Origin of the sequence: Hoeflea sp., assembly GCF_039975035.1 — a bacterium.
Taxonomy (GTDB): Bacteria; Pseudomonadota; Alphaproteobacteria; order Rhizobiales; family Rhizobiaceae; genus Hoeflea.
Genome location: NZ_JBDWHW010000132.1, coordinates 1 through 15,596, shown reverse-complemented (window position 1 = coordinate 15,596; position 15,596 = coordinate 1). Strand labels below are relative to the sequence as shown.

General features: G+C 60.4%; 16 protein-coding genes. 9 read left to right on the top strand and 7 right to left on the bottom strand.

Annotation, left to right across the window (positions count from 1 at the left end):
• A partial coding sequence (locus ABJN75_RS11410; protein ID WP_348439717.1) for an HTH domain-containing protein occupies positions 1–274 on the bottom strand: 274 nt, incomplete at its 3' end.
• Between the two features lie 391 nt (positions 275–665).
• Here ABJN75_RS11410 and rlmN point away from each other — a divergent pair.
• Both rlmN and ABJN75_RS11400 read left to right on the top strand, forming a co-directional pair.
• Entirely contained in the window at positions 666–1,901 is a 1,236-nt protein-coding gene (gene rlmN / locus ABJN75_RS11405) for a 23S rRNA (adenine(2503)-C(2))-methyltransferase RlmN (RefSeq protein ID WP_348439716.1), read from the top strand.
• A gap of 9 nt (positions 1,902–1,910) precedes the next feature.
• Positions 1,911–2,393 carry a hypothetical protein gene (locus ABJN75_RS11400; protein WP_348439715.1) on the top strand — a complete coding sequence of 161 codons (483 nt, stop codon included), beginning with the start codon at positions 1,911–1,913 and terminating at the stop codon, positions 2,391–2,393.
• A 19-nt stretch (positions 2,394–2,412) separates the two neighbouring features.
• On the opposite strand, the gene ABJN75_RS11395 is transcribed toward ABJN75_RS11400, so the two are convergent.
• The 3 genes from ABJN75_RS11395 to ABJN75_RS11385 all read right to left on the bottom strand — a co-directional run bounded on the left by ABJN75_RS11395 (position 2,413) and on the right by ABJN75_RS11385 (position 4,854).
• The gene (locus tag ABJN75_RS11395; protein ID WP_348439714.1) at positions 2,413–3,054 is read right to left on the bottom strand and encodes a LysE family translocator; all 642 of its coding nucleotides are present in this window, start codon (positions 3,052–3,054) and stop codon (positions 2,413–2,415) included.
• 68 nt (positions 3,055–3,122) lie between these two features.
• Complete coding sequence (locus ABJN75_RS11390) at positions 3,123–3,935, bottom strand: hypothetical protein (protein ID WP_348439713.1); 813 nt, start codon at positions 3,933–3,935, stop codon at positions 3,123–3,125.
• Between the two features lie 64 nt (positions 3,936–3,999).
• The gene (locus tag ABJN75_RS11385) at positions 4,000–4,854 is read right to left on the bottom strand and encodes an SDR family NAD(P)-dependent oxidoreductase (RefSeq protein ID WP_348439712.1); all 855 of its coding nucleotides are present in this window, start codon (positions 4,852–4,854) and stop codon (positions 4,000–4,002) included.
• Between the two features lie 206 nt (positions 4,855–5,060).
• Here ABJN75_RS11385 and ABJN75_RS11380 point away from each other — a divergent pair, with 206 nt between their 5' ends.
• The 6 genes from ABJN75_RS11380 to ppa all read left to right on the top strand — a co-directional run bounded on the left by ABJN75_RS11380 (position 5,061) and on the right by ppa (position 12,763).
• On the top strand, positions 5,061–6,290 hold the full coding sequence (locus ABJN75_RS11380; protein ID WP_348439711.1) for an argininosuccinate synthase: 1,230 nt from the start codon (positions 5,061–5,063) through the stop codon (positions 6,288–6,290).
• Positions 6,291–6,433: 143 nt separating this feature from the next.
• Positions 6,434–8,485 carry a M3 family metallopeptidase gene (locus ABJN75_RS11375; protein WP_348439710.1) on the top strand — a complete coding sequence of 684 codons (2,052 nt, stop codon included), beginning with the start codon at positions 6,434–6,436 and terminating at the stop codon, positions 8,483–8,485.
• A gap of 412 nt (positions 8,486–8,897) precedes the next feature.
• Positions 8,898–10,724, top strand: a complete 1,827-nt coding sequence (gene typA, locus ABJN75_RS11370) for a translational GTPase TypA (protein ID WP_348439709.1) — start codon at positions 8,898–8,900, stop codon at positions 10,722–10,724.
• Position 10,725: 1 nt separating this feature from the next.
• Complete coding sequence (locus ABJN75_RS11365) at positions 10,726–11,373, top strand: chloramphenicol acetyltransferase (protein WP_348439708.1); 648 nt, start codon at positions 10,726–10,728, stop codon at positions 11,371–11,373.
• 151 nt (positions 11,374–11,524) lie between these two features.
• On the top strand, positions 11,525–12,031 hold the full coding sequence (locus ABJN75_RS11360) for a GNAT family N-acetyltransferase (RefSeq protein WP_348439707.1): 507 nt from the start codon (positions 11,525–11,527) through the stop codon (positions 12,029–12,031).
• Between the two features lie 198 nt (positions 12,032–12,229).
• Positions 12,230–12,763, top strand: a complete 534-nt coding sequence (gene ppa, locus ABJN75_RS11355) for an inorganic diphosphatase (RefSeq protein WP_348439706.1) — start codon at positions 12,230–12,232, stop codon at positions 12,761–12,763.
• 4 nt (positions 12,764–12,767) lie between these two features.
• Here ppa and ABJN75_RS11350 read toward each other — a convergent pair whose 3' ends face one another.
• Complete coding sequence (locus tag ABJN75_RS11350) at positions 12,768–13,046, bottom strand: DUF167 family protein (protein WP_348439705.1); 279 nt, start codon at positions 13,044–13,046, stop codon at positions 12,768–12,770.
• Between the two features lie 35 nt (positions 13,047–13,081).
• On the bottom strand, positions 13,082–13,372 hold the full coding sequence (locus tag ABJN75_RS11345) for a YggT family protein (protein ID WP_348439704.1): 291 nt from the start codon (positions 13,370–13,372) through the stop codon (positions 13,082–13,084).
• Positions 13,373–13,649: 277 nt separating this feature from the next.
• Between ABJN75_RS11345 and ABJN75_RS11340 the strand changes: the two genes are divergently transcribed.
• Positions 13,650–14,951: an MFS transporter gene (locus ABJN75_RS11340; protein ID WP_348439703.1), complete on the top strand. Its 1,302-nt coding sequence runs from the start codon at positions 13,650–13,652 to the stop codon at positions 14,949–14,951.
• A gap of 30 nt (positions 14,952–14,981) precedes the next feature.
• Here ABJN75_RS11340 and ABJN75_RS11335 read toward each other — a convergent pair whose 3' ends face one another.
• Positions 14,982–15,458, bottom strand: coding sequence for a TerB family tellurite resistance protein (locus ABJN75_RS11335; RefSeq protein ID WP_348439702.1), 477 nt, complete (start codon positions 15,456–15,458; stop codon positions 14,982–14,984).
• Positions 15,459–15,596: the final 138 nt, after the last annotated feature.

Here is a 15,596-nt window from a genome sequence, read left to right as displayed (position 1 = left end):
CTCCGGTGCGCGACAGCAAGGCCAGGCCGACCCTGAGCGCCTCGATTTCCTCAAGATCGAAATTCAGCGGCGGCAGATCATAGCCCCGGCGCATCATGTAGCCGATGCCGGCCTCGCCCTCGATCGGCGTGCTCATCATCTGCAGCGCGGCGATGTCGCGATAGATCGTCCGGGTCGAAACCTCGAGTTTTTGTGACAGCGCCTCCGCCGTCATCGGCCGGCTGGCTGCTCGCAATATCTGGATAATCTCGAACAATCGGTTTGACCGGCGCATCGTCAACTCCCTTCAGGCCACTGCTGACACTCTATCACCACCCACTGACAACAGGGTGTCAGCAGTGGCAGGGTATCCCTCTCGCGTGACGCAGCGAGGATATGAACCATGAGCTATTACGATCATGCAACGATGATGGTCTTGAAACTTGGACCCTGGGCAGATCCGGACAACGAGCGAACAATGATCGAAGTCCGGCGCCGCCAGCCCGGAACCCCGGCGATCAGGCGCGGTGTAGAGCGGCTATGCGCAGTGTTCGGCTTCCGCCCGGAAAGGCCGATAGCGCACGGTCCTCGCATTGACCGGGCGACCGCAACCCGACGCTGATGGTGACGTGCCGGCCAAAACCTGATACAGCCCGGAACTTCGCCAACAAGAGCGCCTATTACCGATGCCAGCCACGATCGATCTGACAGACCCTTCCGCGCGTCCCGCCCGGCCTTCCACGCCGCGGCCGATGGCCGACAAGCCGACGCTTGTCGGAATGAACCGCGACGAGATGGTGGCGGCAATGGCCGACGCCGGCGTGCCCGAAAAACAGCGCAAGATGCGGGTCAACCAGATCTGGCACTGGCTTTACATTCGCGGCGTCTCCGATTTTGCCGACATGCACACCATTTCGCGTGACCTGCGCGAAAATCTCGCCTCCCGCTATACGATCGCCCGTCCCGAAATCGTCGAGGAGCAGATCTCCAACGACGGCACCCGCAAATGGCTGATGCGGTTTCCGCCGCGCGGCGCCGGTCGTCCGGTCGAGGTCGAAACCGTCTACATTCCCGAGGAAGGCCGCGGCACGCTGTGCATTTCCAGCCAGGTCGGTTGCACGCTGACCTGCACCTTCTGCCATACCGGCACCCAGAAACTGGTGCGCAATCTCACCGCCGAGGAAATCCTGGCGCAATTGCTTGTTGCCCGCGACCGGCTTGGCGATTTTCCGCACAAGGACACCCCGCAAGGCGCCATCGTGCCGGCGGAAGGCCGCAAGGTCACCAACATCGTCATGATGGGCATGGGCGAGCCGCTTTACAATTTTGACGAGGTCAAGAAAGCGCTGCTGATCGCCGCCGATGGCGACGGCCTGGCGCTGTCGCGCCGCCGCATCACCCTGTCGACCTCCGGCGTGGTGCCGGGCATCGTCCGCACCGGCGAGGAAATCGGCGTCATGCTGGCGATTTCGCTGCATGCGGTGCGTGACGAGTTGCGCGACGAACTGGTGCCGATCAACAAGAAATATCCGCTCAAGGAACTGCTGGAAGCCTGCCGGACCTATCCCGGCGTCTCCAATGCGCGGCGCATCACCTTCGAATATGTAATGCTCAAGGGCGTCAATGACAGCCTTTCCGACGCCAAGGAACTGGTGCGGCTGCTCAAGGGCATTCCGGCCAAGATCAATCTGATTCCGTTCAACCCCTGGCCCGGCTCCAACTATGAATGCTCGGACTGGGAGACGATCGAGACCTTCGCCGATTTCGTCAATGCCAATGGCTATGCCTCACCGATCCGCACGCCGCGCGGCCGCGATATTCTGGCCGCCTGTGGCCAGCTCAAGAGCGAGTCCGAACGCATGCGCAAGACCGACCGGCTGGCGCTGGAAGCCATGATGATCGCCGGCCACGGCGCTGACTGACACCCCGGGATGAGCGATATTCTCCGCCTTCTGGTCCGCATGTTTGCCATCTTCTTCGGATTTTTCGCCGGATGTCTGGCGGCGGCGCTGGCCTATGCCTTTCTCGCCCGCCTGGTCTTGCCCGAGGATTTCGGCCGGTTCGGCGATCTCGAAATCACTTTGACACTGGTGATCGGGGTTGCCGGTGTGGCCAGCCTGTTCGCCCGCGCAGTGCTGCTTCCGGCGCTGGTCATGATCGCGATCTTCGAATTTCTGCGGCGGCGCGACTGGCTGAGTTATGCACTCGCCGGCGCAGTGCTGGCCTTGGCAGCTGCCGGCCTGCCGTTGGCGACAGGTGTAACGGCGGGATCGACCGAGGCCTTCGAACCGATGCAGATGATCGCCATCCGCACCGCCTGCGCCATCATCGGCGCCAGCGTCTACTGGCTTGTTACAGGCCGCAATGCCGGGCGATGGCTGCCGAGCGAACGCGCCCGAACCGCTGGATCCTGATTGCGGCGACAGTTGCGCTTCAGCGGCTCTGCGCAAACAGGATCTTCAGAGCGAAAACCGAGAACACCGACGCGAAGACATAATCCACGATCCGCATCACCTGCGGCTTGCGCTTGAGCCAGCCTGCCAGGCCATGGGCGCCCAACACGATGCCGATGACGATCGGCGTCGATACAACCACGAAAAACATGCCGAGAAAGATCAGTTTGCCGGTGATGTGCGGATCGCTGGCGGCGACAAATTGCGGCAGAAAGGTCATGAAGAACAGGATGATCTTCGGATTGAGCAGATTGACCCCGACTCCTTGCGCCCAGTTTGCCACCAGCCCTCGTCCGGAAGGGCCGGAGACCGGCAGCGTCAGGCTGGATCCCTTGCGGATCGCCTGGATCGCCAGCCACATCAGATAGACCGCCCCCACAGCCTTGAGCGCGAAAAACGCCGCGGGCGAGGCCACCACCAGCGCCGACAGACCCAGCGCCACCATCAGCGTATGCACCGTTATCCCGCTCATTGCGCCCGCAACACAGGCAAACCCGGCCGCCCGTCCGTCCGACAAGGCGCGGGAGACAAACAGCGTCATGTCAGGCCCGGGCGTGATTGCCAGCACAATCGAAGCCAGGAAAAATGCGAACAGGGTGGAAATGTCGGGGATGAAAGACATGGTCAGCTCTATGGCTCAGGGCAGCGAAGCGGCATTTGTAAGCTGCTTTTACGCGTCTGCCAATCGGCTCATTCGATTGGCTGCCCCAGGACGGTTGGATCGACGATGTCTATCCGTTCGCCGGCCTCGATACCGAAGACATTGCGAAATTCGTCCGGGCCGAGCAAGACCGCAGCCTGATCCAGCAAATGCTGATTGCGGGCATTGAGAAGGGCTGCATCCGGCGGAAAGAAACCGGGCACCTTTTGCGCGGCAAAGGTGTTGACCTCGGCTCTCAGCGCCAGCAGCTTGTCAAGAAGTTCCGGCTTTTCGGAAAGCACCTGTCGTGCGTGATTTTCGAAATCGTCAGGAAGATGTTCCACTCTTTCCTCCGTCGATGATGGCAGCCTTGTCATGGGTTGTACCCCGGCACAGGCCTGAAGCTTGCTCTGCCAGGCCGCATGTTGCAATCCGTAGGTACCATACAGAAATGTGCTGATCGCATAGCCGCGTGCAGCTTTGACGGTCATCGGCGGCGAGCCATTTGCTTTTGTAGCATAAAGCACCTGGTTTGCCAGTTGGTGACAGACCCCGTCTATTCCGTAGGTAAAAATGGTGCCGCGAGCCGCCGCATTGGTATTTGAATCGGCATTGGGCAGCACAAGACACTCCGCGATACCGCGATCTCCGGTTTGGCTGCCAATGTATCCATCGGGGTTGCCGGGCGTCCCTCCTGTCGGGTGAAACGAGCCCCAGCAATACCAGTTGTCCTCGCCGGCCTGCTTCACCTCCGCAATATCGCGATAAGGCTGCTGCCGGCTGTCGTAGGTCGTGACCCAGGTATGGTCGACCGGTGATCCGCTGCTGTAGGCCGGAACGACCCAGGCATATAACGTGGACATGAAGGTTCCTCCCATTGGATGTAAAGATACACTAATACACTCAATGGGAGATATCAAATCACCTCTACGTCTTCAGGTAGTTTTCAAAATCCGCAGCATAGTCCGGATGCCAGCGCGACAGGGGCGGGCGGTTTTCGATGATGTCGCCAGCGGCCCAGGCAATGCGTTTCTCGTCGGTGGCGCGATCAACATCATTGTCCGGGCAGAGAATGTAGAAATCACCCTTTGCCAGACTGTCGATCATGAAATCGACCGTCTGTTCTGCGGTCCAGGCTGCCGCCGGCTTCTCGGATCGACCCCTGGCGGTCAGCGGCGTGTGGACAAATCCCGGAATCAGCAAATGCGCGCTGACCTGGCAATCGACAGTGGTACGCAGCTCATGTTCAAGCGCTTCGGTGAACGCCTTCACCCCGGCCTTGGCGACATTGTAGGCCGGATCACCGGGTGGGGTGGTGATGCCTTGTTTGGAGCCGGTGTTGATGATCATGCCTGGTTCGCCATGGGCGATCATGCCGGGTCCGAACACACGGGTGCCGTTGATGATCCCCTTGAGATTGACGTTCAACACCCTGTCCCAGTTGACCTGCGGGCCGAACAGGCTGCTGCCGGGCTGGATGCCGGCATTGTTCATCAGCAGGTGAACACGGCCGAACCGCTCCATCACCGCCCGCTCCAGCGCCTCGACGTCGGCAAGATCGCTGACATCGGTTTCAATCGACACGATATCGCCGGCAGGATCCGCCGAGTGTGCCGCCACCTGTTTTTCGGCCTCTGTGAGCTTGTCCCTGTCATTGTCGACGAGCACGACGCACATGCCGCGCGCAGCCAGCGACCGTGCGGCGGCAAGACCGATGCCTGATGCAGCCCCCGTCACCACGGCAACCTTGTCCTTGCCCATCACCGATTGAATATCAGGCATCTCCGTCTCCCGTTTTTCACACTGATCGGTTGAACAGATAATGCGTTGGACAACCACCCGTCAAATGCAATGCCCTGCCACTGGCCCCCGACAACGGGCTTGACCCTTGCATGGCACGGCAAACCCGCTAAAAGTGCGGCAAAATTCAAGGCTCCTGAAATTCAACACTTTCAGAGGCAAAGCTCAAAACCAGGAAGACTTCATCCATGGCATCGCACAAGGACGTCAAGAAAGTCGTTCTCGCCTATTCCGGCGGTCTCGACACCTCGATCATTCTCAAATGGCTGCAGACCGAATTCGGCGCTGAAGTCGTCACCTTCACCGCCGATCTGGGCCAGGGCGAAGAGCTGGCGCCAGCGCGCAAGAAGGCCGAGATGCTCGGCATTCCCGACAAGAACATCTACATCGAGGATGTCCGCGAGGAATTCGTCCGCGATTTCGTCTTCCCGATGTTCCGCGCCAATGCCGTCTATGAAGGCGTCTACCTGCTCGGCACCTCGATTGCCCGGCCGCTGATTTCCAAGCGGCTGGTCGAAATCGCCCACGAGACCGGCGCCGACGCGATTGCCCATGGCGCCACCGGCAAGGGCAATGACCAGATCCGCTTCGAGCTTTCGGCTTACGCGCTCAACCCCGACATCAAGATCATCGCACCGTGGCGCGACTGGTCGTTCAAGAGCCGCACCGACCTGATCAAGTTCGCCGAAGAACACCAGATTCAGGTCGCCAAGGACAAAATGGGCGAAGCCCCGTTCTCGGTCGACGCCAATTTGCTGCACTCCTCATCCGAGGGCAAGGTGCTGGAAGATCCGGCTGTCGAAGCCCCCGAATATGTGCATATGCGCACGATTTCGCCGGAAGCAGCCCCCGACAAGCCAACCATCATCAAGATCGGCTTCGAGCAGGGCGACGCGGTTTCCATCAACGGCGTCCGGATGAGCCCGGCGACAGTGCTGGCCGAACTCAACGACTATGGCCGCGACAATGGCATCGGCCGGCTTGACCTGGTTGAAAACCGCTTTGTCGGCATGAAATCGCGCGGCGTCTACGAGACTCCCGGCGGCACCATCCTGCTCACCGCCCACCGGGCGATGGAATCGATCACGCTTGACCGCGGTGCGGCCCATCTCAAGGATGAGTTGATGCCGCGTTATGCCGAGCTGATCTATTTCGGCTTCTGGTTCTCACCCGAACGCGAAATGCTGCAGGCGGCAATCGATCTGAGCCAGAAACATGTCGAGGGCGAAGTCACCCTCAAGCTCTACAAGGGCAATGTGATTGTCACCGGCCGCGAAAGCGACAAGTCGCTCTATTCCGACGCGCTGGTCACCTTCGAGGACGACCGCGGCGCCTACGACCAGAAGGATGCCGAGGGCTTCATCCGGTTGAACGCGCTGCGCCTGCGGACACTGGCTGCCCGCGACCGCAAAAAGTAAATCCGAAGAGATATTGATGCGAACGGGCGGGGCTTGAGAAGGTCTCGCCCGTTTTGTTTCCCGCTTGCGCGGGTCCAGTTGATCCATGCGTCTTGTCCACTGCTGCTGGCAAGCTTACATGCAGGCGTAACAAGGAGCCTTTCATGACCTCACCCGCTTCACCCATTTTCGACTGGACCGGACCGCTCGGCCTTCCCGAATTCGCCAGGATTGCAGACGCGGATTTCGCCCCGGCTTTCGAGACCGCTCTTGCCGAGCACGATGCGGACATTCAGGCCATCGCCACAAATGCCGAGGCGCCAGGCTTCACCAACACGGTTGAAGCACTCGAACTTGCCGGCGACAAGCTGTCCAAGGTGTCGAGCCTGTTCTGGAACCGTGCCGGAACCGACACCAATGATGTGATCCAGGCGCTCGAGCGCGATATCGCGCCGCGCATGTCGCGTCATTACTCGAAAATCGCCATGAATCGCGAGCTTTTTGAACGGGTCGACAGTCTCTACCAGAAGCGCGCCGAAATCGGACTGACGCCGGAACAGCACCGGCTGCTTGAGCGGGTATGGAAATCCTTCATCAAGTCGGGCGCAGCGCTGGATCAAGCCGGACAGAAGCGTCTGGCGGAAGTCGGCGAAACACTCGCCGGCCTCGGCGCGAAATTCGGCCAGAATGTCCTGGCCGACGAAAAGGACTGGCTGCTGCTGCTCGACGATGGCGCCGATCTTGAGGGACTTTCCGATGATCTGCGCGCCACCATGGCCGCCGTCGCCGAAGATCTCGATCACAAGGGCAAATATGCCGTCACCCTGTCGCGCTCGATCATCGAGCCGTTCCTGAGCACCAGTGACCGCCGCGATCTGCGCGAAACCGCGTTCAAGGCCTGGATTGCCCGCGGCAGCAATGGCGGCGAGACCGACAACACCGCACTGATCTCGCAGATCGTCGCCTTGCGCACCGAAAAGGCCACGCTTCTGGGCTATGACAGCTACGCTGCCTACAAGCTCGATGACACCATGGCCAAGACCCCAGAAGCGGTGGAAGAATTGTTGGGCAATGTCTGGACCCGTGCGATCGAGCATGCGGACGCCGATCGCACTGAGCTGGCCAAACTGATAGCCGAAGAAGGCGCCAACCATGAAGTAGCAGCCTGGGACTGGCGGTATTACGCGGAAAAGCTCAAGGCCCGCCGGTTTGATTTTTCCGAAGCCGAACTCAAGCCCTATTTCCCGCTGAGCGGCATGATCGAGGCCTGTTTCGACGTCGCACACCGCCTCTTCGGCATCACCATGAAAGAACGCACCGACATTTCCGGCCCGCACAAGGACGCGCGCGTGTTCGAGGTCAGAGGACGTGACGGCGACATGATCGCTACGTTCATTGCCGATTATTTCGCCCGGCCCTCAAAACGCTCCGGCGCCTGGATGAGCGGCATGCGGAGCCAGCACAAGCTGACCATGCCTGACGGCTCGACCGGCGAACTGCCGATCATCACCAATGTAATGAATTTCGCCAAACCGGCGGCGGGACAGGAAGCCCTGCTGTCGCTCAATGATGCGCGCACGCTGTTTCACGAATTCGGTCACGCGCTGCACGGCATGCTGTCGGATGTGACCTATCCGTCGCTGGCGGGCACCTCGGTCAGCCGCGATTTCGTCGAACTGCCCTCGCAGCTTTACGAGCACTGGCTGACGGTTCCGGAAATCCTCGAAAAACACGCGCGCCACTACAAGACCGGCGAACCTATTCCCAGGGCGCTTCTCGACAAGGTGCTGGCAGCCCAGACCTTCAATGCCGGTTTCGCCGCCGTCGAATTCACCGCCTCGGCGCTGGTCGACATGGCCTGGCACACCGCCGGCGACAAGACCGATCCGGCGACGTTTGAAGCCGAAACGCTGAAAAAGCTCGGCATGCCCGAGGCAATCGTCATGCGTCACGCCAGCCCGCATTTCCTGCATGTGTTCTCCGGCGAAGGCTATTCGGCCGGCTACTACTCCTACATGTGGTCGGAAGTGCTCGATGCGGACGCTTTTGCGGCATTTGAGGAAACCGGCGATCCGTTTCACCCCGAAACCGCCGAGAAGCTGATGACCCATGTCTATTCGGCTGGCGGATCGCGCGATCCGGCCGATCTCTATGAAGCCTTCCGCGGCCGCATGCCCGACGCCACGGCAATGCTGGAAAAGCGCGGCCTCGCCTGAGCCTCGGTTCGGGCGCCAGACCTTTGACAGTCGCTCCGGCGGCTGTCTTCAAGCCATGGTCAGGGCTTGACCAGAACGCGAAACGCGCCAACCCACAGTCATTGCCGGCCCGGAATTTTTCAGGCCGTGCTGCATTCGATCGCGCGGTCCGGAGGGTGAACCGCGTGGTTCCGGCGCTTGGGAGCAAGCCGGTCAAGCCCGACGCCAACACTCTGGAATTTGTTACGTTACCGGTATGAAGTGATCTGAAAAAGCGCTTTTCATGCTTTTTCGCCGCCGTGAGGGTTGTGTTGCCTTGGGCTCTTTCGCAACCGCAAAAAACCCTGTATAAGCCGCGCAAATCCCGGCAGTTGCCGGCCCGCGCCGGATCATCCTCCGGCGCTTTTGTATTCTTCAGAATGAGACCCAACCTATGTCCCTGCGCAATATTGCGATTATCGCCCACGTTGACCATGGCAAGACCACGCTTGTTGACGAACTCCTGAAGCAATCCGGTGTCTACCGCGAAAACGAACGCGTTCAGGAACGCGCGATGGATTCGGGCGACATTGAAAAGGAGCGCGGCATCACCATTCTCGCCAAGGCCACCTCGGTGGAATGGAAGGGCAGCCGCATCAACATCGTCGACACTCCCGGCCACGCCGACTTCGGCGGAGAAGTGGAGCGTATTCTCTCGATGGTGGACGGCGCGATTGTGCTGGTTGACGCTGCCGAGGGCCCGATGCCGCAAACCAAGTTCGTGGTCGGCAAGGCACTCAAGGTCGGCCTTCGCCCGATTGTCGCAATCAACAAGATCGACCGTCCCGACGCCCGCGTCGACGAAGTCATCAACGAAGTCTTCGACCTTTTCGCAGCCCTCGACGCCACCGACGAACAGCTCGACTTCCCGATCCTTTACGGCTCGGGCCGCAATGGCTGGATGTCGACAGGACCGGATCGCCCCGAAGACGGCGGAACCCTGGCGCCGCTGTTCGACCTGGTTCTCGATCATGTTCCCGAACCCACGGTTGCTGAAGGCCCGTTCCGGATGATCGGCACCATTCTCGAGGCCAATCCGTTCCTCGGGCGCATCATTACCGGCCGCATCCATTCCGGAACCGTCAAGGCCAACCAGCAGGTCAAGGTTCTTCACGGCGACGGAACGCAGATCGAAACCGGCCGCATTTCCAAGATTCTTGCCTTCCGCGGCCTCGAACGCCAGCCGGTCGATGAAGCCCATGCGGGTGATATCGTTGCCATCGCCGGGCTTTCCAAGGGCACCGTCGCCGACACGTTCTGCGACACCTCGGTCTCCGAACCGCTTCACGCCCAGCCAATCGATCCGCCGACCGTGACCATGAGCTTCATGGTCAATGATTCGCCGTTGGCCGGCACCGAGGGCAGCAAGGTGACAAGCCGCGTCATCCGCGACCGGCTGCTGCGCGAGGCCGAAGGCAACGTCGCCCTGAAAATCGAGGAATCGAACGCCAAGGATTCGTTCTACGTCTCGGGCCGTGGCGAATTGCAATTGGCCGTGCTGATCGAAACCATGCGCCGCGAAGGCTTCGAGCTGGCCGTATCACGCCCGCGCGTGGTCATGCACAATGATGAAAACGGCAAGTTGCTGGAGCCGATCGAGGAAGTCGTCATCGACGTCGACGAGGAGCATTCCGGCATCGTCGTGCAGAAAATGGCCGAGCGCAAGGCAGAGATGACCGAACTGCGCCCGTCGGGCGGCAACCGTCAGCGGCTGGTGTTCCACGCACCGACACGCGGCCTGATCGGCTACCAGTCGGAACTGCTCACAGACACGCGCGGCACCGCCGTGATGAACCGTCTGTTTCATGAATATCAGCCCTACAAGGGTGATATCCCGGGCCGTACCAATGGTGTGCTGCTGTCCAACATGGCCGGCGAAGCCGTTGCCTACGCCATGTTCAACCTCGAAAGCCGCGGTCCGATGATCATCGAGCCGGGCGACAAGGTCTACATGGGCATGATCATCGGCATCCACACCCGTGACAACGATCTTGAAGTCAACGTGCTCAAGGCCAAGCAGCTCAACAACATCCGCGCCGCCGGCAAGGACGAAGCGATCAAGCTCACCACGCCGATCCGAATGACGCTGGACCGCTCGCTGTCCTGGATCCAGGACGACGAACTGATGGAAGTGACGCCGAAATCGATCCGCCTTCGCAAGCGTTTCCTCGACGCAACAGACCGCAAGCGTCAGGGTAAAACCGGCGCCAGCGCCGCCTGATATGAACGGCGCGCGCGAAATCGATCTTGCGACATGGTCCCGGTCTGGACAGTTCAAGCTGTTCCGGACCTATGACCGGCCGCATTTTGCCACCACCGCGCGCGTCGACGTCACCGCCCTGATGACCAAGGGCAAGCCCGCCGGCGTCTCGCCGTACCGGGCCTTCATTCACGCCATTGGCACGGGCATCCACGCCGTCCCGGCGCTGAAGATGCGCTTTACGGGCAACAGCGTTGTCGAATACGACGGGATCTCGCTGTCCGCCACCGTCCCCAGACCCGGCGATACATTCGGCTATTGCTACATTTCCTATTATCCGGACTGGTCCCGGTTCGATGAGAGCTGCAAGGCTGCCATCGACGAAACCGCAAAAGGCACAGATCTCGGCGCCAACACCGGGCAGCGCTTTGACGTCGCCTATCTCTCCTGCCTGCCCTGGCTCGACTTTACCGCGCTTGACAATGCCTTGCCGGGCCCGGAGGACTGCATTCCGCGGTTTTCCTGGGGCAAGTTCATGGAAGCTGCTGACGGTCGCTGGAGCTGTGCTGTCGCGGTCCAGGTGCACCATGCACTGGTGGACGGATTGCAGGTCGGCCAGTTCTTTGAAGCGGCGCAAATCTGCCTCAACCGGTTTGCAGACGACGCCTGACCGGCTGACTCCCACCTCAACTCCCCTTGCATAATTCGTTAACAGACGGTTAACTCTCCGCACACCGTCCACAGAACAAAATTGTGGGCAGACACCGGGCGATGGCAGCGAGTGCTTTCTTCCGGTGTCCACGGAGCGGTAATATGACGCCATGAGTACGTTAACGATCGACATACGGCACGCCGAGCCGCAGGACGCGCAAGCCATTGCCGGCACCCATCGCGCCGCCTGGAGCCACGCCTATACCGGCATCCTGCCCTACAAGGCGCTTCGGCACATGCTCGAGCGCCGCAACATCGGCTGGTGGCGGCGTGCTATTCGCGGCTCTACCTCCATACTGGTGCTTGATGTCGGTGGCACGGTGGCGGGCTATGCCACGCTCGGGCTCAACAGGGCCCGCTCGCTGCCGCAGGAAGGCGAGATCTACGAACTCTATCTCAAGCCTGAATTCCAGGGCGTCGGTCTTGGCAAGCGGCTGTTTGGCGAAGCCCGGCAACTTCTCGAATCGCTCGGATGCAAGGGCGTTGTGGTCTGGTGTCTCGAGGACAACGACCCGGCTGTCGATTTCTACCGGTTCCAGGGCGGACGTGACGTGGCTGAAGGCCACGAGACCTTTGACGGCAAAACCCTCAAGAAGCTGGCCTTCGTCTGGCCCTGAAACCGCACAAGCGCCACTGCGCGCCGAAAGTTCTGTTGCGCAAACCGGCCTTTGCCATTAATTCCGGAACCGTCCGAAGCGACGCGGGTTCGACTGATCCCGCAAATATTGTTTTCTGGCCTGAAATTGACGCATGCACATTTGCTCAATCCTCCCAATTGAGCATGGCATGCAACAGAAATCCGAATTGGAGCGATCATGCGCATAGACGCCATCAGCATTGGCGAAAACCCGCCACACGACGTCAACGTGATCATCGAGGTGCCCGTCGGCGGACAGCCGATCAAATACGAGATGGACAAGGACGCCGGCACGCTGGTCGTCGACCGGTTTCTCTATACCCCGATGACCTATCCCGGAAATTACGGCTTCGTGCCGCACACCCTGTCCGACGATGGCGACCCGATTGACGTTCTGGTGTGCAACACAAGGCCACTGATCCCGGGCTGCCTGATCAACGTCCGGCCGATCGGCGTGCTGATCATGGAGGACAATGCCGGACAGGACGAGAAGATCATCGCGGTGCCATCGCCGCACCTGACCCAGCGCTACGCCGGTGTGCATGATTATACCGACATGCCGGAAATCACGCTGCAGCAGATCGAGCATTTCTTCGAACACTACAAGGATCTCGAACCGGGCAAATGGGTCAAGATCGGCGGCTGGCGCGATGCCGAGATTGCACGCGGGCTGATTGTCGAAGCCATCGAACGGGCCAAGACCAAGACCTGATCCGTCAGTCGGTCCGGGCCAGGTTTTCAAGATCCGTGACAAGATCATCCGGGTCGCCCACGATGCGGATGGTCTTGGACCGGCTTGTCTCTCCCGAAATCACCCGGACACCGGACTTGCCGATCTTGAGCCGCTTGGCGATCAGCTTCTCGATCGCCCGGTTGGCCTTGTTGTTTTCGGCAACAGCCCGAACCCGCGCTTTTAGCCGGATACTGCCTGCCGCATCCGCCACCAGCCCGTCGATCGCGTCGATGGAGGCGGCGGGCGTCAGCCGGACGGACACGTCGACAGCGCCGTCCCTTATCCTGAACCAGTCGCTCAGAAGAACATCGGCGCGATCGAGGTCGCGATGAATGTACGCACGAAAAAGATCGCGATCAGCAACACAATCGGCGAAATGTCGAGCCCGCCCAGATCCGGCATGATCCGGCGGATCGGCCTCAGCGCCGGTTCGGTGGCCTTGTAGAGGAACTCGCCGATCATGCCGACAAAGCGATTGTTCGAATTGACCACGTTGAAGGCATAGAGCCAGGAGAATATGGCACTGCCGATGATGATCCAGGTATAAAGGCCCAGCACCAGGTCAATGGTTTGAAAGACTGCGATCATAAGTTACTCCGGCTGTTCTTCGCGTGACAGACATGTAGACATTCCAACCCCGGGCGGCAAGGGCATCCGCTGGCCAAGGCAGGGCACTCTCAGGACCACCGGGCCGACGCCTTTGCGGGCGCGGTCCAAATCCGGGTTTTGGCCATGGCGGAGGTCACTTGCTGGTGTATAGCTGAGTGACGCCTGAAACCTTGCCCCTCGACATTCGCATGATGCTTCAAGACAGGTCGAGATTGAAGTTTGACGCGCAAGCCACGCAGCTACCGGAAACACCACCATGCAAACTCCCGCCCTGGCTGACGATCGTTATGCCGCTTTTCGCCACCGCGCATTCACCTTCTATTTCACGGCCCGGTTTCTTTCCTCTTTCGCGCTTCAGATCATCAGTGTTTCGGTCGGCTGGCAGATCTATGATCTGACCCGTGATCCGTTCGATCTCGGTCTTGTCGGTCTGATCCAGTTCTTGCCGGCGCTGGTGCTGATCCTGTTTACCGGCGCCGCAGCCGATCGCTATGGCCGTCGCAACATCATGCTGATCAGCGAGATCGTGATCGGCCTGTGCGCCGCGGTGTTTGTCTATTTCGCCTGGCGCGGACTGACCTCACCGATGCCGATATTCGCCGTGCTGCTGGTGATCGGCATCGCGCGCGCCTTTTTTTCGCCAGCCTCGCAATCGCTGGCGCCCAACCTGGTGCCGGCCCGCGACCTGCCCAACGCCATTGCCTGGAACTCCACCTCCTGGCAGACCGCGACCATTGTCGGTCCCGTGGCCGGCGGCCTTCTCTACGGTCTTGGTCCAATCGTGCCCTACCTGACGGCGATGGTGTTTTTCATAACATCGATTGTCGCCATCTCGCTGGTGCCGCCACCATTGCAGCGCAGCCGCGGTCAATCCCAGAGCTGGCAAACGCTGGTTGCCGGCTTCAGTTACGTGCGCAATCAGAAGATCGTGCTCGGCGCCATTTCGCTGGACATGTTCGCGGTGCTTCTGGGCGGCGCCATTGCGTTGATGCCGGTATTTGCCCGTGACGTGCTCGAACTGGGTCCCTGGGGGCTGGGCCTGCTGCGCGCAAGCCCCGGCATTGGCGCCATCGGCATGGCGATCTATCTCGCCTCCCGACCGATCCGCAGACATGCCGGCAGGGCGATGTTCATTGCCGTGGGCATTTTTGGCGCCGCGACCGTCGTTTTCGGCCTGTCGACATCATTGCCTCTGACCATGGCGGCGCTGATCATCATGGGCGCATCCGACATGATCTCGGTCTATGTTCGCCAGAGCCTGGTGCAATTATGGACGCCCGATGAGTTGCGCGGCCGCGTCAGCGCCGTCAACATGGTGTTCATCGGCGCATCAAACGAGCTTGGCGAATTCCGCGCCGGCATCATGGCTTCGTTGATCGGACCGGTCGCCGCCGTGGTGATTGGCGGCGCAGGAACCCTTGCCGTGGCGCTGGCCTGGAGCGTCGGTTTTCCGCAGCTCCGGCAAATTCAGTCTCTCGACAAGGACGCCGAGGAGAGCCGTGCATCGCTCGGCACAGGTCTGGATCAGAGCAACAATTCCGGCTCCGGAACAACCTGAATCGCAACGAAATCGCGATATCACCTGCAATCAGTCGCCGTCATCCCCGGCGTCGAGACCGGCGGCGGCAAGGGCGCGTTGGCGCGCCAGTACCCGTTCGCGGTTCGACACACCCATCAGATCGGAGATACGCCAGACCACATGATCTTCGAGTTCGTGCCGGTGACCGTCGGCGTAGGCCAGATTCCACAACAGTTCGATAAAATGAACTTTTGCCTCCGGCTGCAGGGACCGGTTGAGAATGCTGGTGAACGCGTAAAGATCAACCGCTTCGCGGTCGGCCTGTTCACCGGCCTCGACCAGCCGGCGCATTTCAGCGCCACTGAGGCCATATTCCTCAACAATCAGTGATTTGAGTTTCTCGGACTCCGCCTCGTCCACCACTCCGTCCGCGCCGATGACGTGGAAGAACAGCGCCACAGCAGCGACATCGGGGTTGCTGGAGTCCGGCGGTGCAGAATTGTCCCCGCGCAATCCGCCCAGAAAGGCGCGTATTTGATCAAGCATTGCCTGTCACCTTCACATTCCGCTCAGAATAGCCGAAACCGGCCGGGCTTTTCCGGTTCGGCATCGACATCAATCCCCGGATCATCAGGGCGATGGGTCAGGAACGCTGCTTCCTTCGCCAGCGCCTCGGCTTCCGGA